Annotated in this window: 25 protein-coding genes and 2 tRNA genes; 23 read left to right on the top strand and 4 right to left on the bottom strand. The window is 37.6% G+C overall.

Annotated features, from left to right (window positions below):
- Window positions 1-160: 160 nt before the first annotated feature.
- Window positions 161-334: a hypothetical protein gene (locus BMW36_RS20365; protein WP_175480416.1), complete on the bottom strand. Its 174-nt coding sequence runs from the start codon at window positions 332-334 to the stop codon at window positions 161-163.
- A gap of 80 nt (window positions 335-414) precedes the next feature.
- On the opposite strand from BMW36_RS20365, the gene BMW36_RS10395 reads away from it, so the two are divergent.
- The 20 genes from BMW36_RS10395 to BMW36_RS20355 all read left to right on the top strand — a co-directional run bounded on the left by BMW36_RS10395 (window position 415) and on the right by BMW36_RS20355 (window position 13,564).
- Complete coding sequence (locus tag BMW36_RS10395) at window positions 415-894, top strand: HXXEE domain-containing protein (RefSeq protein ID WP_089740817.1); 480 nt, start codon at window positions 415-417, stop codon at window positions 892-894.
- Window positions 895-910: 16 nt separating this feature from the next.
- A complete protein-coding gene (locus BMW36_RS10390) occupies window positions 911-1,372 on the top strand; it encodes a hypothetical protein (protein ID WP_089740816.1) in 462 nt (153 codons plus the stop codon).
- A 45-nt stretch (window positions 1,373-1,417) separates the two neighbouring features.
- Window positions 1,418-2,020, top strand: coding sequence for a YdcF family protein (locus tag BMW36_RS10385; RefSeq protein ID WP_089740815.1), 603 nt, complete (start codon window positions 1,418-1,420; stop codon window positions 2,018-2,020).
- A 328-nt stretch (window positions 2,021-2,348) separates the two neighbouring features.
- Window positions 2,349-2,618: a DUF5412 family protein gene (locus BMW36_RS10380; RefSeq protein ID WP_342707262.1), complete on the top strand. Its 270-nt coding sequence runs from the start codon at window positions 2,349-2,351 to the stop codon at window positions 2,616-2,618.
- 213 nt (window positions 2,619-2,831) lie between these two features.
- Window positions 2,832-3,068: a hypothetical protein gene (locus tag BMW36_RS10375; protein ID WP_089740813.1), complete on the top strand. Its 237-nt coding sequence runs from the start codon at window positions 2,832-2,834 to the stop codon at window positions 3,066-3,068.
- A gap of 23 nt (window positions 3,069-3,091) precedes the next feature.
- Complete coding sequence (locus BMW36_RS10370; protein ID WP_089740812.1) at window positions 3,092-3,391, top strand: hypothetical protein; 300 nt, start codon at window positions 3,092-3,094, stop codon at window positions 3,389-3,391.
- Window positions 3,392-3,883, top strand: a complete 492-nt coding sequence (locus BMW36_RS10365) for an NUDIX domain-containing protein (protein ID WP_089740811.1) — start codon at window positions 3,392-3,394, stop codon at window positions 3,881-3,883.
- A 105-nt stretch (window positions 3,884-3,988) separates the two neighbouring features.
- Window positions 3,989-4,477, top strand: coding sequence for a histidine phosphatase family protein (locus BMW36_RS10360; protein WP_089740810.1), 489 nt, complete (start codon window positions 3,989-3,991; stop codon window positions 4,475-4,477).
- Window positions 4,478-4,589: 112 nt separating this feature from the next.
- A complete protein-coding gene (locus BMW36_RS10355; protein WP_089740809.1) occupies window positions 4,590-5,417 on the top strand; it encodes an SPL family radical SAM protein in 828 nt (275 codons plus the stop codon).
- Window positions 5,418-5,470: 53 nt separating this feature from the next.
- Window positions 5,471-6,292, top strand: coding sequence for a GNAT family N-acetyltransferase (locus tag BMW36_RS10350; protein ID WP_089740808.1), 822 nt, complete (start codon window positions 5,471-5,473; stop codon window positions 6,290-6,292).
- 42 nt (window positions 6,293-6,334) lie between these two features.
- On the top strand, window positions 6,335-6,490 hold the full coding sequence (locus BMW36_RS20360) for a hypothetical protein (RefSeq protein ID WP_175480415.1): 156 nt from the start codon (window positions 6,335-6,337) through the stop codon (window positions 6,488-6,490).
- 12 nt (window positions 6,491-6,502) lie between these two features.
- The gene (locus BMW36_RS10345) at window positions 6,503-7,399 is read left to right on the top strand and encodes an aminoglycoside phosphotransferase family protein (protein ID WP_089740807.1); all 897 of its coding nucleotides are present in this window, start codon (window positions 6,503-6,505) and stop codon (window positions 7,397-7,399) included.
- Between the two features lie 165 nt (window positions 7,400-7,564).
- Window positions 7,565-8,341 carry a class I SAM-dependent methyltransferase gene (locus BMW36_RS10340; RefSeq protein WP_089740806.1) on the top strand — a complete coding sequence of 259 codons (777 nt, stop codon included), beginning with the start codon at window positions 7,565-7,567 and terminating at the stop codon, window positions 8,339-8,341.
- Window positions 8,342-8,570: 229 nt separating this feature from the next.
- Complete coding sequence (locus BMW36_RS10335; protein WP_089740805.1) at window positions 8,571-9,014, top strand: MarR family winged helix-turn-helix transcriptional regulator; 444 nt, start codon at window positions 8,571-8,573, stop codon at window positions 9,012-9,014.
- Between the two features lie 18 nt (window positions 9,015-9,032).
- Window positions 9,033-9,854 (top strand): glutamate racemase, encoded by an 822-nt coding sequence (gene racE / locus BMW36_RS10330; protein WP_089740804.1) that lies wholly within the window; start codon window positions 9,033-9,035, stop codon window positions 9,852-9,854.
- Window positions 9,855-9,968: 114 nt separating this feature from the next.
- The gene (locus BMW36_RS10325; RefSeq protein ID WP_089740803.1) at window positions 9,969-11,126 is read left to right on the top strand and encodes a GerMN domain-containing protein; all 1,158 of its coding nucleotides are present in this window, start codon (window positions 9,969-9,971) and stop codon (window positions 11,124-11,126) included.
- A 154-nt stretch (window positions 11,127-11,280) separates the two neighbouring features.
- Window positions 11,281-12,024 (top strand): ribonuclease PH, encoded by a 744-nt coding sequence (rph, locus tag BMW36_RS10320; protein WP_089740802.1) that lies wholly within the window; start codon window positions 11,281-11,283, stop codon window positions 12,022-12,024.
- A 15-nt stretch (window positions 12,025-12,039) separates the two neighbouring features.
- Window positions 12,040-12,633, top strand: coding sequence for an XTP/dITP diphosphatase (locus BMW36_RS10315; protein ID WP_089740801.1), 594 nt, complete (start codon window positions 12,040-12,042; stop codon window positions 12,631-12,633).
- 15 nt (window positions 12,634-12,648) lie between these two features.
- On the top strand, window positions 12,649-13,179 hold the full coding sequence (locus tag BMW36_RS10310; RefSeq protein WP_089740800.1) for a metallophosphoesterase family protein: 531 nt from the start codon (window positions 12,649-12,651) through the stop codon (window positions 13,177-13,179).
- A gap of 232 nt (window positions 13,180-13,411) precedes the next feature.
- Window positions 13,412-13,564 (top strand): hypothetical protein, encoded by a 153-nt coding sequence (locus BMW36_RS20355; protein ID WP_175480414.1) that lies wholly within the window; start codon window positions 13,412-13,414, stop codon window positions 13,562-13,564.
- A 151-nt stretch (window positions 13,565-13,715) separates the two neighbouring features.
- Here the strand turns inward: BMW36_RS20355 and BMW36_RS10305 are convergent.
- Window positions 13,716-13,789: transfer RNA gene (locus tag BMW36_RS10305), tRNA-Arg, on the bottom strand.
- 1 nt (window position 13,790) lies between these two features.
- Window positions 13,791-13,864: transfer RNA gene (locus BMW36_RS10300), tRNA-Gly, on the bottom strand.
- A gap of 437 nt (window positions 13,865-14,301) precedes the next feature.
- On the opposite strand from BMW36_RS10300, the gene BMW36_RS10295 reads away from it, so the two are divergent.
- The gene (locus BMW36_RS10295; RefSeq protein WP_089740799.1) at window positions 14,302-16,269 is read left to right on the top strand and encodes a methyl-accepting chemotaxis protein; all 1,968 of its coding nucleotides are present in this window, start codon (window positions 14,302-14,304) and stop codon (window positions 16,267-16,269) included.
- 514 nt (window positions 16,270-16,783) lie between these two features.
- Window positions 16,784-17,761, top strand: coding sequence for a hypothetical protein (locus BMW36_RS10290; protein ID WP_089740798.1), 978 nt, complete (start codon window positions 16,784-16,786; stop codon window positions 17,759-17,761).
- Window positions 17,762-17,807: 46 nt separating this feature from the next.
- Here the strand turns inward: BMW36_RS10290 and BMW36_RS20570 are convergent, their stop codons facing one another.
- Window positions 17,808-18,233 carry a glycine zipper domain-containing protein gene (locus BMW36_RS20570; RefSeq protein WP_245711651.1) on the bottom strand — a complete coding sequence of 142 codons (426 nt, stop codon included), beginning with the start codon at window positions 18,231-18,233 and terminating at the stop codon, window positions 17,808-17,810.
- Between the two features lie 164 nt (window positions 18,234-18,397).
- Here BMW36_RS20570 and BMW36_RS10280 point away from each other — a divergent pair, with 164 nt between their 5' ends.
- Window positions 18,398-18,973 carry a histidine phosphatase family protein gene (locus BMW36_RS10280; RefSeq protein ID WP_089740797.1) on the top strand — a complete coding sequence of 192 codons (576 nt, stop codon included), beginning with the start codon at window positions 18,398-18,400 and terminating at the stop codon, window positions 18,971-18,973.
- Window positions 18,974-19,014: the final 41 nt, after the last annotated feature.

The raw sequence follows: 19,014 nt of genomic DNA, 5'->3' as shown, positions 1-19,014 counted from the left end.
GTTGATACTTCATCATACTCTGAATACGTTCGATTCGTATGGTCAAAAACAGGAAGATATTTACACATTTTGTATCGGAGATGACGAAAAGTTGGAAGAAGCTTAACGGGAGCGTATCTGCAGGTTGAGGAAATCGTCTATTTGTCACTCAATTAAATATTCATCCGCGTTTTCTTTCACTAAATAAATATGTAATTAAGAAAGTACCGCCAATCATCATCGGTAAGCCAAACATAAGAAATGATTCATTGCTCGGAAATTCCCATCTTAATGTTAAAACATGTAAACTGAGGAAGAAAATTATCAAACAGCCAACCATAAAAAATTGTCTCAACTTTATCATCCTTTCAAATAAATGGTTTATAAAAATGCTAAAATATGGTATGTTTATTGTAGAAATTAGGAGGGATTATACTGGATTTCCTTACATTGTTATTTTTATTTGCAATCACTTTACACAACATGGAAGAAGCATTATGGTTACCAAAATGGTCAGAAAATGCCGGAAAGTTTCAAAAAAAGGTAAAACAAAACGAATTCCTGTTTGCGGTTATTGTCATTACCTCAATGGCGTACCTTACAGTGTTCTTTCATTATGTATTGGGCAATATGATCACCACCATTATTCTTGTTGGATTTCTCGGTGCCATGGTGTTTAACGCCATTTTCCCCCATCTTATTGCATCAATTATTCTCAAACAATATGCCCCGGGAGTAGTTACAGGTGTATTACTTCATTTACCTGTAAACAGTTATATCATTTATCACTATGTTCAGGCAGACAAAATATCATGGGTTGGTGTTATATTGGCAACAGTTTTTATTGGGGTTATTTTGTTAAGCATGATTCCGGTATTGTTCAGAGTTGGAGCGAAGATTTTGCCTAAATCTTAAATAAAAGGATGAGTCAATGACGTTTTATGGAAAGTCGAAAGTTGTACCATTATCACTATTAATGATTTCTTATATTATATTAGGCAATCAGCATCACCTGGAATATGGGAGACTTTATTTTGTTATATTGATAATTATGACACTTGCTACCGCTATTTTTGTCAATATCCGGCTCACCATCGAGGAGAAGATTATCCATTATACAGTTGTATTCGGCAAATACACGATTTATGCCAGGGAAATAACCCCGGACCAAATTAAAGAGATCAAAGGAAAGCGGCTTAGCTGGTATCTAATCGGTAACACCTTAGTGATGAAAAAAGGATTAAACTATCAACTCCAACAATTTAAGCCTGATACGATTTTTGAACAGTTAGAACAGTTTGCTGAGGAAAATGGAGTATCAGTGAATTTTTCAAAAGATTATAAGGTATTAAGGAGAAGGCAAGAACGGCTTGAGCGGGAGAAAACGATGTAAAAAACTGGAACGGAAATATCTGAATGAGGAAAAGGAGAGTTATAGATGCTTATTTCCCAATTGGATTCTTCTAACCTGACAGACGAACAGATAACAAAATTGCTATATGGCGATATAGAGGATGATGGCAGGGATGGTGACTGCATATTTGTCGTAGGAAGCAGCAAAGCAGTGGAGTACCGCTTGCCGAAGACGGTGGAACTGTATCAAAGTAAACGGGCACAAAAAATATTGTGTTCCGGTGGAGGAAGGTGGCCTGGCAGCAACTATACTGAAGCGGAACAGCTGAGGCAGGCGGCAGTTCATATGGGTGTTCCGAATGAAGATATCCTGATAGAGGATATCTCTCTTCATACAAAGGAGAACGTGATTGCTTCATTACTCGTCCTTGACAGAAATTTTTTACTGCATAAGGTAAAACGGCTACTCGTTGTGACAAATGCTTTTCATATGAGAAGATTGTCTTTAACATTACAAACCTATATGCCGGATTGGATCGAATTTACTTTATGCCCTGTTAATGACCGGAACACAAGAAAAGATAACTGGTTTGCATCCGAAGTAGGCAGAGAACGGGCGATGAAAGAAGCGAAGAAAATCATTGATTATGTAAAATTAGGGGTATTGAAAGATATGGAGATTCTTTAACTAACTGACTGCTTTGAAGATTGAAACGGGGGGATTGATTTGCTAAAAAGTTATACAGCGTGGTCCTTCTTTCTTTTGTTTTTATGTATCCTTCTCTCCTGTTACGGTATTTATTCCTCATTTGCGCACACGTGGGAAATTACACCACCCGTCTATGTTTTATTACTGATCAGTTTCGCAGGTCTTGTCTTAAGTTTAATTGGTCTGCAGCGAGCAGAAAGTTCCCGGAAGATATTCTTAGTGTGGTTAAGTCTCATTTTATCAGTCTTACTTATATGTGGATTGCTTATTGCAGCTTTCTTGCTTTCGGTAGGAAAATCTTTAGGTTCTGCCAGTCATCTTTTTAACAACAGAGTCTCCTGATGGAAGGTATGTGATTGAATTTTATCAGTGGGATCAGGGTGCAACTGGAACATTCGGAATAAGAGCGGAATTCAATGGTCCGCTTTGGTTTACAAAAGATATTTATTATGAACGGAGAACGGAAAATGCTGATGTGAAGTGGCTGGATAATCATACAGTTTCCATCAACGGAAATACACTTGATTTGGCAAAAGGGGAAAAATTCGGATATCTGTTTAAGGAAGGAGATGGATAAAATGATAGGAGTATTAACAACCATTGCTATATTTTCAGCTGCTATTGCTTTTGCAATGATGGATACGCAAAATGAAAATGATTAGTAATTATTCTTACATTTTTGATCGATTTTGCAGGAAAAATGGTCATTTTTGAAGAATGTAATAAGGTATACGAGAAGCTCTCCGCATCTAAAAGTCTTACATCAAAATTCTTTTATTGGAGGAAAAGGATGGAAGGAAATCTTAAATATGCTCTTACCGCTATGGTATATATTATTAGCGGGTTTCTTATTTTCATAGGTTTGTTAGCGCTATTAATGAATGATTGGAATATCTTCCTATGGAGCGTTTTGCCGGGAATAACAGCAGGTGGATTAGGGCTCGTCTTTACATACAGACCGGAAAAGCCATCAGAGAAACCACAGGAACTTTTAGATGTTTTAATCGATGAGCAAGGGGAATTGTAACACAATGGAGGTGGTTAGTAACGATGGCAAAATGGCTCGGAATAACAGCAGGAACTCTTAGTATGATTCTGTGGATCGTTTTAATTACGGATAATTTTGCAGCAGATGTATTCTTTCGTACATTGCTTACATTGCTTCTGCCAGCATGTATGGCTATTTACGGTTCCATTAAAAACAAGAGAGTATTTCTTTTTATATCATTTATATGGTCCTTGCCGATTAGTGCCTACTTTTTACTGACAACAAGCATTTATGCGATTTTTGCTGCTACTTGTTTGTGCTATTTAGTTAGCTTTTTCCTAATGAAGAAAGGAGAAGAATAGTTGTCTTATCCAATCAGAGTTCGTGCAGGGGCCGTTATCATTGAGAGCAGCCGGATTCTTTTAATAGAATTTGATGATGAGAAAGGGGTTCATTACAATTTGCCAAGCGGAGGTGTAGAGCATAATGAAACCATTCAGGATGCCGCAAAACGTGAAGCGAAGGAAGAAGCTGATGTGGAAGTAGAAGTTGGCCCTCTTGCTTTTGTATATGAATATGAACCCAAGCTAAATAATTATAAATATGGTGATACTCATTCATTAAGCCTCTACTTTGAGTGTAAGCGATATCAGAACTCGAACCCTCAATTTCCAGCTAATCCTGATCCAAATCAGACTGATGTGAAGTGGATTTCTATCGAAGATTTTGATGATATAGTATTATATCCGAATATTAAGAATCATATAAAAAATTATTTGAAAAGCAAGTCCCGTATTGACTTAATCCAGGAAAACCAATTGCCCCCAGTGGAGAGGAGCGTAAAGGCTAAGTGATGATAGGGAACAGACTGAGAAAAGAACGGGAGAACGGATTCAAAGATTATGAATCTGGAACATGCGCAGGATTATTTAAATTTATTGTGAGAAAGGGAATATTCAATGCACCGCTTAATTTTAATCAAACACTCTGTGCCCACCATTCAAGCAGATATTCCATCAAATAAATGGGTGTTAAATAATGAAGGCAAGGATAGAGCGAAGGTATTGGCTGAAAAACTGTCGATCTATCATTTTAGTAAAGTTTACACAAGTCCGGAGCCGAAAGCGGTTGAAACGGCGGAAATTGTCGCTGCTTTTCATAAAAAGCCGTTAGAGAAATTGACCAACACTCACGAACACCTCCGATTAACAAATCGCAAAATATATCCTGAAGCAGAGTGGATGGATTTAATGAAACATTTTTTTGAAGAAAAGGATACTCTGTTATTTGGCGAAGAAACTGCATCAGAAGCGAGAGCAAGATTTGATCAGGCAGTCAGGAAACTGATCAAACAGCATTCTTATGAGGAGGACATCCTGTTGGTTGCACATGGAACAGTTATCTCTTTGTTCATTTCCATGTATAATAAAAGAATTGGAAGGGTTTGAGATTTGGAGGGAGCTTGGATTACCTTCTTTTGCTGAACTGATTCTGGATAATTACCAATTAGAGAAGATAGTAAATGTGTAAATTCTTATTAATTCATAATCAGGAGGAAACATGTCAAACAAAAACATTACGTATAAAACACCGAAGAAAATTTTGACCCCAACAAGTGGTTTTTTAAATGATTATAGTCACACGCTGAATCCGTATGTCGGCTGTGTGTTCGGTTGTTCCTATTGTTATGTCAGACAAAGCCCTGTCGGTTTGTTCCGCAGAGAAGAGTGGGGAACATGGGTAGATGTGAAACAAGAGGTAAAAGAAAAGATCATGAAAGAAATCAGTAATTTACGAAAGAGAAATAAACAGGTAACGATTTTTATGTCATCAAGTACAGATCCCTATCAGCCGATCGAGTACAGAGAACGGGTAACAAGATCATTGCTCGAAGGAATGGTTGAAGTTCCTCCAGATTTTTTATTTGTTCAAACAAGAAGCCCGCTTGTTACAAGGGATATTGATTTATTTGATAAATTAAAACCAAAATTGCGTATCAGTGTAACAGTGGAAACGGATGATGACGAAGTACGTAAACGGTTCTCACCACACGCACCTCCCATACCGGTAAGGCTAAAAGCAGTCCGGCAGTTAAAAGAACGGGAGTTGCCTGTCCAATTAGCAATCGCCCCAGTATTGCCATTCACCTCAAAGTTTCCAGCAATTATAGCAGAGACCGTGGACCGGGTTGTTATTGATGATTATTTTACTGGAGATGGCAGCAACGGAAAAAGAACAGAGCGACTCCAAATCAGAGAATTGTACAGTCAGGGAGAGTTATCTGACTGGTTCAGCAGAGAGACACATCAGCTTGCTGTAAAAAAGTTGAAAGAGACTTTTCCAGAAGAAAAGATTTTAGTAAGTCAGGAAGGATTTAGCCCGAATTAGAATGAAACGGTAAGTATTGCAAGGAACCTCAAATTGATAGGAGGCATTTCCCAATGATAGTTGAATTAAAAAATGAACAGTTTTACTTGTGCAGACACTTGTTAAATCGGCAGGCCCATTTAGAGCCAATCTCTGTAATTAATCAAACAAATCCTGGCAGAGTTTTTGTTGATGACAACACAAACCCTACTTCTGGTATGGTCTGGCTAGGTAATAATGACGGTTTTATCTTTTTTGGCAATCCCCATAACGAAAAATTTAATCAGTATATAGATCCTTTTATTGATCAGTTTCTTGTAGAGGAAGCAAAAAAGGTTGACTTAGATTATATGGAAGCAATCGGAAACAGTAAAGACTGGAATACAACGCTGGAGAAAGTTTTCAAAAAGCGTAATCATGGCAATTGGAATCAAAGGGTTTACACATTGAAAAATTATGAATACCTGGACAAAACGGAACCAAATATCGAATTGGAATACAAAATACAGAAACTGGATAATAGAATCCTGACATCAGTTGATCTTACAAACCTGGATACACTTAAGGAAAATATACTGGAATCGTGGTCAACCATTGATGACTTCTGCAGCAAAGGGATTGGTTTTTGCATCATAGTCGATAATGAAATTGCCAGCTACTGTTATTCGAACTTTGTTGCAGGCAGTGTCCATTGCATCGCAATCGAAACAATGGAAAAATACCAAGGAAACAAGCTTGCCCAAAAGGTTGCTCATACTTTTGTAAAAGAATGTTTTATCCATAAAAAGCTTCCTTACTGGGATTGTATGGAAGACAACGATCCCTCTGTTGCTGTTGCGGAAAGATTGGGATTTAAATCATATTTTCGTTATATTGGATTTGACTTTTCCTTTTAGCATGAAACTTGAAGAAAAGATGCGTATTTTAGGAGGATATGTATGAAGATTATTCAGCAATTCCATGAAGATACGAAGTTAGGACGATATTCGTTGATAACCTTCTTATCATTGTTAACCTGCCGAAAAATCCGGAAAATTGAACAGAAACGATTAATATGGAAAGAAGTATATGAATCGAATGCAAAAAAACTGTAGAAGGTGTAATAAATGATTACTGATAACATTTTGAATAAAATACCGATTATGACATCTGTATCAAGCATTCGCCACATTGCAAAAGGGTATTCAGCTGATGAAAAGTATGTCCTTGATGAAAAATACTTATTAAGAGTTATTCCCTCTGACTCTACAGATCGGAGACTGGGAGAATTTCAGACCATTCAGCAACTGGAGAAATATTCTCAGAAAATACCTGAAGCGGTCCAGTATGGAAAAATAGAAGGGGAAGATTATGATTATATGATTCTCAGCTTTTTGCCTGGGGAGGATGGGGAAAAGCTACTGCCATTAATGTCTGAGGTGGATCAATATCAGGCAGGTGTCGATGCAGGGGTTGAATTGAAACTGCTGCATCAATTAAAAGCACCAGAGAGCTATCCTTCATGGTATGATGTAAAAAAAGCAAAAAATGACCGTTATTTTGAAGAGTTAAAGCAATTGAAAATAAATCTGGAGTTGGTGGAAGTGATTGGGACGTATATTAGGGAAAATGAACATTTGATGTACGACCGTCCGAATTGTTTGCAGCATGATGATATTCATCCAAGCAATATTTTAATAAACGATCATAAATTTTCCGGAATTATCGACTTTCAACGGATGGATTGGGGAGATCCCATTCATGATTTACATAAATTAGGTTTTTTTTCAAAGCATGTAAGCATTCCATTTACAAAAGGAATAGTGGATGGTTATGCCGCTGACAGAGATTCGTTATTTTGGAGTTTATACACATTATATAGTGCCATGCATCTTGTCTCAGCCCTCGTATGGGCAAACAGGTGGAGTAAGGAACAACTGGAAAAGATGTTAATATTGTCAGAGGAGGTTATACAGGATCACGATAATTTCACTAAACTAATTCCGAAGTGGTACGTTAATTAAGGGTATTTTTCACATTACTAAGTTAGCGAAGTCAGTCTCTTCCTCTTTCCATTGAAATCATTCATACAATCTTTTTTTCCTCATCAAGATACACATCAATTTTTTTCCATTTTAAAAGTAACATCGTTATTATTTCTTAGTATTATAATAAAGGGAGGAATATATATGTCTGAATGGCCCGAATTAACGAAATTGTCCAGGCAAAAATGGGAAGAAAATGCCGCTTTTTGGGATGATTACATGGGTGATGAAAGCAATGCTTTTCACAGGGAATTAATTAAACCAGCGACAGTGAAATTGTTACAAGCAGAAAGAAATGACAGAATCTTAGATATTGGTTGCGGAAACGGTAATTTTTCCAGAACTCTTGCAGAATGTGGGGCAAAAGTGACAGCAGCCGATTACAGTGGGACAATGATTGAACGGGCTCGCATAAGAACAACGGCGGATATCTGTTATTTAAAAATGGATGCAACGAATTATGATGCACTAACAGATTTAGGCATAGATACATATGATAAGGCTGTTTCCAACATGGCGCTTATGGATATGGCAAATATTGAGCCACTTGTTAAAGGATTATCCGTACTTCTAAAAAAAGATGGTTTGTTTGTATTTTCTATTGTCCATCCATGCTTCCAGGTTCCTGATGTCAGGAAAGTAACAGAAACCGTTGATCGAGATGGAAAGGTCTTTACAACCCACAGTATTCAATTATCAAAATACATACAAAAAGAACAGTATGAAGCTGTTGCCGTTAATGGGCAGCCAACTCCACATCTGATGTTCCATCGTCCATTATCTTACTATGTCAACCTGTTTTCTCAATATGGATTCGTACTTGAAAATTTAGCTGAACCAACTTTTGAAGGAACAGAGTCTGATTCGTTTGAGTGGATAAGAATCCCTCCAACGTTAATTTTTCGGTTCCGTAAAGTATAAAGCTGAAAGAACACCAATGTATTAGTGGTGTTCTTTTCCTCATGGATAAAAGTAGGCAATTAATTAAAACAATTCTCAATTAAAAAAGATGCTAAATCAGATGATTTTCGTTATTATTAGTATAGAGACAAATGGAAAGGATACCGGATATTTGATGGAAGTCTCACTTTCTGACAACTGGGTAAGATAGTACATTTGATTTATTTTATGAAAAAGGGGAGATTCGATCTTGTCAAAAGATACTTCAAAAGATACAATTGCGGATATTGAAAGAGAATTACGATATATTTCAGGGATCGTGAAACAGCAAGGGCGTCTGATATTGAATAATTATCCGATCACAGCACCTCAGTTTATTGCATTGCAATTCTTATTGGAATGTGGTGATTTAACTATAGGTGAGTTATCACAAAAAATTCATCTGGCATTTAGTACGACAACAGATTTAGTAGACCGGATGGAAAAGAACGGAATAGTAAAACGGGTGAAAGATTCAAAAGACCGACGAGTTGTACGCATACATTTATTAGATGAAGGGAAAGAAATCATCAAAGAGGTTGTTGAGAAACGAAGAGAATATCTGGGGTCAGTTTTGACTAATGTCAGTGAGGAGGACATTCAGGACTTATCCCGGCTTTTGCATATTTTGCATCATGAAATGAAAGAGAACTAGAATTAAAGAGGCGATGAAATGAATCAACCGATTGGCGTGATTGATTCGGGAGTTGGCGGTTTAACTGTTGCAAGTGAGTTGATGCGTCAGCTGCCAAAGGAATCAATTATTTACTTAGGGGATACTGAAAGGTGCCCGTATGGCCCGAGGCCAAAAGAAGAAGTGATCCAGTATACATGGGAAATGGTCCATTTTTTATTGGAAAAGAATATTAAGATGCTCGTGATAGCATGTAACACTGCAACTGCTTATACCCTGCATTTATTAAGAGAAAAACTGGATATTCCGGTAGTTGGTGTTATCCAGCCGGGAGCTAGAGCGGCAATTACGAATTCCCGCACTTATCATATTGGAGTAATCGGGACAGAAGGTACGATTACGAGTGAAGCATATCCACTATCACTTAAACATATTAATGCAGGCATAACTGTTGATGGTTTGGCATGCCCTCGTTTTGTTCCATTAGTGGAAAAAGGGCTTGTCTCAGGTCAGGAAGCATATCAGGTGGTCAAAGAATCATTAGAACCATTGAAACATAACAAGTTAATGGATACACTGATTTTAGGCTGTACCCATTATCCGATGATTAAGGATCTTGTGCAGGAGGTTATGGGACCAACTGTTTCCATTATTTCATCAGGAGAAGAAACTGCTCGTGAAGTCAGCACGATTTTAGGTTTTGAAAAGCGATTATATACTGGAAATAAGCCGGCTGAACACCAGTTCTATACAACAGGCGATCCGGTAATTTTCGAACAGATCGCCTCCCGCTGGCTTGAACAGAAAATCGAAGCAGTAAACAAAATACAATTAACGCAGGTTAGGAGCATGGAGAAGTAATTTCCATGCTCTTTTGCTTGTAATCTATTCGTAATTTCTTCCGTTCTTTTTTGTTCTAATTCCTGCGAGGGCTCGTATACATAGTAGTACAAACCATCGTAGGAGGTATCGGTTATGAAAATCGATTTCACAAAAAAGACAATAGGTATACTATCTGCTAGCATGTTTTTACTGGCAGGTTGTGGCGTGTTTCAAGGAGAACAGACTTTAGAACAGTTAGATGCACCACCGGAAGAAACAAATTTGACAGAGGATTTAGAAAACATTTCTGATCAACTAACGGAAACAGAAGGTGAAGAAGAGATAGAAGACGGTACAGAAGAAGGTGGCACAGAAGGTGGAGAAGAAGGTGATGGATCAGATGGTGAGGATCCAGCCAACACCTCTGAAACGGTTTCTAGAGTTTTGTATCTGTTAGATGAAAATGGACTGGTTGTTCCGCAAGAAGTAGAATTACCGAGTCCAACCTCTAAAGAAGTGGCTAAACAAGTATTGGAGTACTTAGTTAAAGATGGTCCGGTTACAGGTATGTTGCCAACTGGCTTTGAAGCAGTATTACCAGCAGGAACAGAAATAATTGATCTGAATTTGGAACCGAATGGAACACTGGTTGTAAACGTATCAGAAGATTTTCAATCATATCAGCCTGAAGAGGAGCAGCAAATTTTAGAAGCAATGACATATACATTAACACAGTTTGAAAATGTAGAACGCATTAAATTATGGATTAATGGTGTGGAACAAAATGAGATGCCTGTAAACGGGACACCTGTTTCCCAAGGTTATTCACGGGAAAACGGGATAAATGTCCATCAGTCTGAAGGGATTGATTTAATGGAAAGTGAAGCTACTACGCTTTACTTTCCAATGCAAAGTGCAGATGAGTCGATTTATTATGTTCCAATTACCCAGCATATTGAAAACAATACTGATAGTGAATATGAGTCCATCGTCCAGGCATTATTAAGTGGCCCAAGCTTTGACCTGCCACTGCAAAATTACATTAATACAGGATCCCAGCTCGCTGCGGCACCAATTATTCAAGACGGAATTTTATCACTTACATTTAATGAAAACATTCTTTCAAACAGTGAGAAAAGCATGCTGGCGGATGAAGTAATGCAGTCACTTGTATTAACATTAACAGAACAGGAAGGCATCGATGCGGTGGAAGTGTCTGTGGAAAATCATGAACAAGTAGTGAATGAAAGTGGACAACCTTACACGGAACCTGTATCAAAAGACATGGTTGTACCAACAGACAGTATCTAAGGGAGCATAATATGCAACTATAGGGACCAGAAGGTAAATAATGAAGTAGTACGCCCCATCCTTTTCGCGGTATGGGGTGATTTTTTCTATGTATGAAACTTAACCAGTTATGCAAAATATGTTAAGATTAGATGAAATGTTAGGAGGAAGTATGATGCGAGAATCAGGGAGAGAAGTGAATCAGTTAAGAAAGATTGAAATGGTAACAAATTTTACAAAGCATGCAGAAGGATCAGTCTTAATTACAGTTGGTGATACGAAAGTAATCTGTAATGCCAGTGTGGAGGAAAGAGTACCTCCTTTTATGCGCGGGTCTGGGAAAGGGTGGATAACTGCTGAATACGCGATGCTGCCCCGTGCGACAGAAACGCGTAATATCCGTGAATCTTCTAAGGGAAAAGTGTCAGGAAGAACGATGGAGATCCAGCGCTTAATCGGCCGTTCATTACGTGCGGTTGTTGATCTGGATGCAATTGGCGAACGAACGGTATGGATTGATTGTGATGTGATTCAAGCAGATGGCGGCACACGGACAGCTTCCATTACTGGTGCATTTGTCGCAATGGTCTTTGCATTGGGTAAACTGGTAGACCAGGGTACATTGAAAAAATTACCGATAACGGACTATTTAGCAGCAATATCTGTTGGTGTACTACCTGATGGCACGGAAATATTAGATTTAGAATATGCGGAAGATGCAATAGCCGCTGTCGATATGAATGTAGTAATGACAGGCAAAGGTGAATTTGTTGAACTTCAGGGAACAGGGGAAGAAGCAACTTTCTCCCGCCAGCAGCTGATGAAAATGTTAGACCTTGCAGAAGGCGGTTTAAAAGAAATTGTAGAAATTCAGAAAGATGCGATTTCACCATATGTCGATAAACTGGAAATAAAATAGGGAGATTGTCGCCAAATGAAAGAGATTATAATTGCAACGAAAAACCGAGGGAAAATGAAAGATTTCGAAGGATTGTTCGCTACACTGAATATTAAAGTGACATCTCTTTTAGACTTACCAGAAGAAATCGAAGATATTGAGGAAACTGGAACTACTTTTGAGGAAAATGCAGCAATCAAAGCAGAAGCAATTTGTGAAAAGTTTGGTATTCCTGTCATTGCAGACGATTCCGGTTTGGAAGTGGATGCACTGAATGGGGAACCAGGTGTATACTCTGCAAGGTATGCAGGTGAACAGAAGGATGATCAGGCTAATCTGCAAAAAGTTTTGTCAAGATTGGAAGGTGTGCCGGATTCTAAAAGAACAGCACGGTTTGTCTGTGTATTGGCTGTTGCCAATCCTGGTGAACTAACTATATTTAAACGTGGCGAATGTGAAGGAAAAATAGGACACAAACCAGCTGGAGACAATGGCTTTGGTTATGACCCGATTTTTTACCCGATAGAAAGTGATCGGACAATGGCTGAAATGGCCCCGGCGGAAAAGAATAAGATTAGCCACCGGAGAAAAGCGTTAGATCAACTGGTGAATTGGGTAAGAGAACAATAGAAGGGAGCGGACCAAATGCCGAAAGTGTTAATTATGAGTGACAGTCACGGCTGGGAAGATGAAGTAATGGAGATAAAAAAACGTCACCAGTATGAGGTAGATGCAATGATCCATTGTGGTGATTCTGAGTTACAACATAATAGTGAAGAGTTATCCGGTATGAATGTAGTACAGGGAAACATGGATATGGATGACAAATTACCGAATGAAGTGAATTTCTCAGTAGGTGATCTTCATTTTTTTGTAGCACATGGACATATGCACCAAATCAAATTTACGTTACAGCCAATTTCCTATCGCGGAGATGAAGTCGGAGCTAATGTAGTATGCTTCGGGCACTCTCATATCGCAGGGGCGGAAAAAGCAGAAAATAAGCTATTTATCAATCCCGGAAGTATTCGTCTTCCACGTGCTCAGCATCCAGGTTCATATGCGGTATTAACCGCAAATGAAGACTTAACGGATGTAACGGTAGACTTCTATACAATAGACGGCCGGGAAATCCGTGATTTGGCATATCAAACTTCACTTCGAAAAACACAGTAGGAAATACCTGCTGTGTTTTTTTGTGTTTATTTATTACGGCAATGTGATAAAAGTAAGTATAAGATAATTTGGTGGGATACTGATTTAACATTATTACGCGAAAAAAAGGATAAAAAAACATGGTAAATACCTGTCCCGGGAGCGATTCGAACTACTTAATAAAGCTAATGTAATGATTTACATAGAAAATTATCACTCAAGGAAATACTAAGAAGGAAAGGAGCGATATATCGTGATAGATATATTTGAGTTGTTTAGCGATATTCCTGAAAAAGAATTTCAAGTAAATGAGCAGTGCGAAAAATGTGGTGGTACAGGCTTGGATAGCGCATTTGGATTTTGCGAAGAATGTATGAACTATTTCAATGGGAATGAAACTGATTAGATTTATTCTTTATAAATGCAACCTGACTAATGGTTTCTGTGTCTGCTGCTCACAACTTCCTGATCTTGCAGCCTTTCAGTAGGTGTAAAATACATTTCTATATAAAATAAAAAAGAACCTTGAAAGCTTGATGCTTCAAGGTTCTTTACTACGTCCCAGGAGCGATTCGAACGCCCGACCTACAGATTAGAAGTCTGTTGCTCTATCCAGCTGAGCTACTGGGACATGGAGCGGGTGAAGAGAATCGAACTCTCGACATCAGCTTGGAAGGCTGAGGTTTTACCACTAAACTACACCCGCATGTGTTTATGTATTTTTAACGGACAAGTAATATTATATAAGTTAATCACCAAGATGTCAATAAGAATTTAAAAATTATTTCTTTTTTTTATCTCTTAATTGAAGGAGATCCTTTCCGATAAAAATCACCATCACGATAATAAGCAAAATCATAATGGACAGGGTATAAATATTAGAATAATTCTGATACGTACCGATGGAAAATCCAACTAAAAGGACAAATAAGTAGGTTAGTTTTGAAAAATTCATAATGACTAAGAACTCTCTTAGTATTCACCTCACATCATATGGTTCCCTCATTATAACATTATTTTTCAAAAAGTGTGAACTGTTAATATGGAACTACTTGTATTAACTTTTTTGTGATATAATTCCATTCGGTAAGTGAAAAATAGATAAAAAATACTAGTGAATCAGGATTACAGGGGGAGAAAGTTTTGAAAAAATCGATGAAATCTAAGTTGTTTTTCTTATTTTTATTGTTAGCAATGGTACCGGCAGTACTTATCTGCTGGTTAGTTGTTACGAAGACGAATGAAAGTTTTACAACCGTAATGTCCAAAAGCCAACTGGAGACAAAAGAGATGATTGAGCAGCAGCTACAGTCAGAAATGGATGAATTACTGGATATAACCAAATTATATGCAGAAGATGAAGAATTAACAGAACAATTCTCCAATATGGATCGGGGAAAATTAGGGGAGACTGTTACACCTATTTTCAGTCGGGTACAAATAGAACATGATTGGAATGTATTCGAATATGGAAATGTGGATGGTACGGTTTTTTACAGGGGGCATAACCCTGCAGAGTTTGGAGATGACAAAAGCGATAAAGAAGCAATTCAGGCGGCGTTAAATAAGGATGAAATAGTGGGTTTGGAATCAGGAAATAGCGGACTTACAATAAGAGCATTTGTTCCGGTGATTGCGGATGGTGAAGTGATTGGTACGTTGCAAACGGGTCTAAAACCGGAAGTGGTGAATAATATAGCCAATTTTCATGATGGGGTTGGAATAAATATTATTAATAAAGACAGAGAAGTTATCATTTCCTCTGCCCAAAGTGATGGAAAACTTGATACTGAAGCTCAGGAGAACGTTGAGGGTGCGTTTGAAGGGAGAGAAATCACTTCCAATAATAAAGACAAATGGAAATATTATATGCCTTTATATGATCCTGCCCAAACGACAGTTGTCGGGGTAATTGAAATAATAGAGGATGTAAGTTTTCTAACAAGCATTAATGAAGAGATATTCCGAAGTATATTAGTTATTGCAATCATTATTGCTATTATTATTGGTCTTATTGCATGGCTGGTCAGTGACCGGTTTACAAAACCTATTAAAAAAATCACAGGTATAATGTCAGAAATCGAAAATGGTAACCTGAAAAACGAATGGGCTGGAAAAACAAGTACAGATGAACTGGGAGTTCTGGTGAACGCTGTGATAAACACCCAGGATACCTTACGTAATATGATCGAAAAAGTACAGCAGTTATCCCAGTTTGTCAGAAGAGAGACAGTTGAGATGAAACAAGCTTTTGAGGATATCAATTTAAGCAGTGACCAGATTGCCTCAAAGATGGATGAAATTGCAGATGGAACAGAGGTACAGGCTGACACCACTGCAAATATTGCTGAAAAAATGAATCAGTTTACATATAAAGTGAAGCATGCAAATGAAAATGGTAATATGCTTTTTCACTCAGCGGAACAATTAGAAGGAATAACTGATAATGGCAGTAAATTAATGAAACAATCTATTGATCAAATTAATTTTACAAATGGAGAAATTAAAGAAACGGTTAGAAAAGTAACAGAACTGGAAAATCAGACAAAAGAGATCACAACTATCATTCAAGTCATTCAAAATATATCGGAACAGACAAATCTGCTTGCATTGAATGCAGCAATTGAGGCTGCGAGAGCAGGAGAAGAAGGTAAAGGGTTCGCAGTAGTTGCTGATGAAGTACGGAAATTATCTGAACAAGTTTCCCATTCCATTGGTGACGTTACAGCAATTCTGGAAAAGTTACAAGCAGATACGTCAGAAGTAGCCAAAGCCTTAACAGATGGTTCGGAAAAGCTTGTTCAAGGGACTGAGCAAATCGGTGAGACAGGAAACAGTTTTAACAGTATTCAGCAATCTGTAATATCCATGATGAAAAGCACGGAAAAAATATCAGAAAGCTTTCATCAAATATTAGAAAACAGTTCAGACATATCCGAATCCGTTGAAAGTATTGCAGCGATCTCAGAACAATCAGCTGCAGGAATAGAAGAAACAGCAGCCTCCGCTGCAGAAACTAGTCAGTCAATTAATAATATAACTGGAACTATAAAAGGACTGGAGAAGATGTCGATAGAATTAGAAAGCCTTGTTGACAAGTTTCAAGTGTAATAACTATGATTTTCAGCCAAATTGAATCAAACACCTCATATGGATAAGTTGTAATGAAGAGTTATTAATATTGAGTGCTATGCTATTCCGTCAGGGTTTTACCCAAGTACTCTATTTATTTATAGGTCATTATTTTATTGTTTTCTTTGTCATGAGCGCAAAATACTTTAAAATGGAATTTATCAAGAACCATCAAATAATATAAGGTTCTTGAGGATTTTTTTGTGCTTTAAATTAAGTTACTTCACATAAATATCTTAGTGCATGAATCAAACATAGGCGCCATCTTTGCATACTTGTAGTTCAAGGTTACTCGGTTAATGTTATGGCCCATAATCGATGTTATAAATGACGACTAGTTTTTCAGGTTTTAAAAATCCTGATTACTTTTTATGAAACAGGGTATATAAATATAGCTTTTCCAGCAATTTCAAACAACTGTACGAATCCACTTGAGTCTTTGCGCTATTAAATCTATAATAGTAATAATATAAAAGAAAAGGTAGGTGAAACAATGCAGGAAGAAAAGGAGAAGGTAATTATTTTCCCGAAATGGAAGAATGACTTAGAACAAGAAGCAAAAACAGCGATGGAAGGCAGTGACTTCCAGACAGCTTTTCATTATTTTCAAAAGTTAACAGATAATGGTGTAGAATCTCCGGAAGTATTAACAGGAAAATTGATTTGCATGATGGAGTTAAACATGGAGGAAGAAGCGGAAGAATTATGTGAACAGCTTATTTCAAAAAAAGACAACCATTATTATTCATACATACATATATACGCAACACTGCTTTTTCAGGCAAGTAAATATAATCAGGTGATGTATTTAATTGAGGATGTACTGGAAGAACCGGTTCCTTCCCCTGTTAGCGAACAACTAAACCAGATGTATCAGCTGAGCAAGGAATTACAGCAGCAAGTCGATATACAGACCAATCAGGAAGTCCTTCAGAAATTAACTGAAGCTGTTCAGGAGAAGAATGACCGTCAGCAATGGTACATGGTGAAGCGCTTACTATATCTGGGATTCCGGGATGATCTCCCGATTTTAAGAGAAATGCTGGTAAACGAAGAGATACACCCTGTCGTTAAGACGGCGATTTTAGAATATTACAGCGATAATATCTTAACAGGCAAGTTACATATTGAAAAATTCCAATTAGAAGAATTAATCGATATACATAATGATGAGGTAATCCCATCCGCGTTTTATCAGGGCATATATGAACAATTAGAAGATGTGCAAACGGAAGATCCCACAACCTTCCAGATGATTCAGTTTATTTTACAAAGATTTGCCTATGTGTACACGCCATTTTTGCCGAAAGAGGAGAATTATCCTTTGTTTGCAGAAACACTGGAATATTATGTTCATCAGAGTTTCCAGTTTGAAGTGAACGAAAACGCACAGCTTTCAAAGATAAAAGAAAAATACATAAAAATGATTGATGTATCAGAGGCCTTGTATGGCTCTATTCTGGAAATTTAATGAGAGGGGCGTACTGCTTGCCTGTTTTCAGGGCAGGCAGTACGATCTAAATAACTAAACCTTTTTTCTTTGCATCCCCGTCCATGATTGACCCGATGCTTATACCAATCGCAATACCGACAGGGATACCAAGGGCGATGTTGTCAAACAGTGTTAAACCAAAGACAACACCTAAACTTGTACCTAATGTCATATATGTGCTAAGGTAGTATCCGCTTGTTACGCATTTGTGTTGTTTAATCAAATGTGCTTTCGCTTGAGAGATGGTCTGGTTAAAGTCTCTCCATTCTTCATCTGTTGCATCTATTTGCATTATCTTTAATTGATTTTCAATATCGCTTAATATTCTTTTACAATCCTCACATTCCGTATGGAATTCCACTAATTTGGCAGCAATCTTTTTTGTTTTATCCTTGTCAATTTTATTCGTGTTTTCAGTTACCGATGAAAATAATTCCATGAAGTCACTCATTTTTTCCAACTCCTGTTTTATCCATTTATTATATATACGAAAATAAATACGTTTGGTTTCACATACCCTTCATTATCCAGCCAAAAATGGAAGTTTTCTTTCTGCTCAAATCTGTTTCAAATGGTATGTCAGTAAAGTATAATATGGATACAGGGGGGAGAAGAATGACGACAGTTTGTTTCGTGAGGCATGGAGAGACGGATTGGAATGCTTCTGGGAGAATACAGGGTGCCACTGATATTCCGTTGAATGAGAATGGCAAGCGTCAGGCAAGAGAATGCCGTGACCATTTGCGAAAAGATCATTGGGGTGTGTTGATTTCGAGTCCGCTCCAAAGAGCTAAAAAGACTGCAGAGATTATTAATGAAGCACTGCAACTACCGTTAGTTACGATGGATGATTTTGTGGAACGTTCTTTTGGGAAGGCGGAAGGCTTAACTGTTGAACAAAGAAAGCAGCAATATCCTGACGGTAATTATCCGGAACAGGAGACAAGAGAGGAACTTAGTAAAAGAGTAATATTAGGAATGGAAAAGCTGCAACAGAAGTACCCTGGAAAGAAAATATTGCTTGTGGCTCATGGTGCAGTTATAAATGCCATCTTATCGATTTTTTCTGATGGTGAGATAGGTGCAGGCAGAACGTTATTAATGAACGCCTGTCTGAATAATCTCGTATTTGCTGAGGAAAAGTGGAAAATACATAATTATAATGTCATTGACCATTTATCACAGCGCTAGCCCATCCGTTTCGAATTCAATAATTAGACTCCTAATTACTC

Source organism: Gracilibacillus ureilyticus (genome assembly GCF_900111195.1).
In the GTDB taxonomy this organism is placed as follows: domain Bacteria; phylum Bacillota; class Bacilli; order Bacillales; family Amphibacillaceae; genus Gracilibacillus; species Gracilibacillus ureilyticus.
Note: the sequence above shows the minus strand (reverse complement) of the source record. Positions and strands in the feature narration are given on the sequence as shown.

Excerpts from the sequence above, each read along its gene's own strand:
- BMW36_RS10360 (WP_089740810.1), top strand. The coding sequence starts at position 3,989 with ATGCACCGCTTAATTTTAATCAAACACTCTGTGCCCACCATTCAAGCA.
- BMW36_RS10355 (WP_089740809.1), top strand. The coding sequence starts at position 4,590 with ATGTCAAACAAAAACATTACGTATAAAACACCGAAGAAAATTTTGACC.
- BMW36_RS10340 (WP_089740806.1), top strand. The coding sequence starts at position 7,565 with ATGTCTGAATGGCCCGAATTAACGAAATTGTCCAGGCAAAAATGGGAA.
- racE (WP_089740804.1), top strand. The coding sequence starts at position 9,033 with ATGAATCAACCGATTGGCGTGATTGATTCGGGAGTTGGCGGTTTAACT.
- rph (WP_089740802.1), top strand. The coding sequence starts at position 11,281 with ATGCGAGAATCAGGGAGAGAAGTGAATCAGTTAAGAAAGATTGAAATG.
- BMW36_RS10325 (WP_089740803.1), top strand. The coding sequence starts at position 9,969 with ATGAAAATCGATTTCACAAAAAAGACAATAGGTATACTATCTGCTAGC.
- BMW36_RS10370 (WP_089740812.1), top strand. The coding sequence starts at position 3,092 with ATGGCAAAATGGCTCGGAATAACAGCAGGAACTCTTAGTATGATTCTG.
- BMW36_RS10390 (WP_089740816.1), top strand. The coding sequence starts at position 911 with ATGACGTTTTATGGAAAGTCGAAAGTTGTACCATTATCACTATTAATG.
- BMW36_RS10375 (WP_089740813.1), top strand. The coding sequence starts at position 2,832 with ATGGAAGGAAATCTTAAATATGCTCTTACCGCTATGGTATATATTATT.
- BMW36_RS20570 (WP_245711651.1), bottom strand. The coding sequence starts at position 18,233 with ATGAGTGACTTCATGGAATTATTTTCATCGGTAACTGAAAACACGAAT.
- BMW36_RS10315 (WP_089740801.1), top strand. The coding sequence starts at position 12,040 with ATGAAAGAGATTATAATTGCAACGAAAAACCGAGGGAAAATGAAAGAT.
- BMW36_RS10310 (WP_089740800.1), top strand. The coding sequence starts at position 12,649 with ATGCCGAAAGTGTTAATTATGAGTGACAGTCACGGCTGGGAAGATGAA.
- BMW36_RS10345 (WP_089740807.1), top strand. The coding sequence starts at position 6,503 with ATGATTACTGATAACATTTTGAATAAAATACCGATTATGACATCTGTA.
- BMW36_RS10290 (WP_089740798.1), top strand. The coding sequence starts at position 16,784 with ATGCAGGAAGAAAAGGAGAAGGTAATTATTTTCCCGAAATGGAAGAAT.
- BMW36_RS10350 (WP_089740808.1), top strand. The coding sequence starts at position 5,471 with ATGATAGTTGAATTAAAAAATGAACAGTTTTACTTGTGCAGACACTTG.
- BMW36_RS10385 (WP_089740815.1), top strand. The coding sequence starts at position 1,418 with ATGCTTATTTCCCAATTGGATTCTTCTAACCTGACAGACGAACAGATA.
- BMW36_RS10280 (WP_089740797.1), top strand. The coding sequence starts at position 18,398 with ATGACGACAGTTTGTTTCGTGAGGCATGGAGAGACGGATTGGAATGCT.
- BMW36_RS20360 (WP_175480415.1), top strand. The coding sequence starts at position 6,335 with ATGAAGATTATTCAGCAATTCCATGAAGATACGAAGTTAGGACGATAT.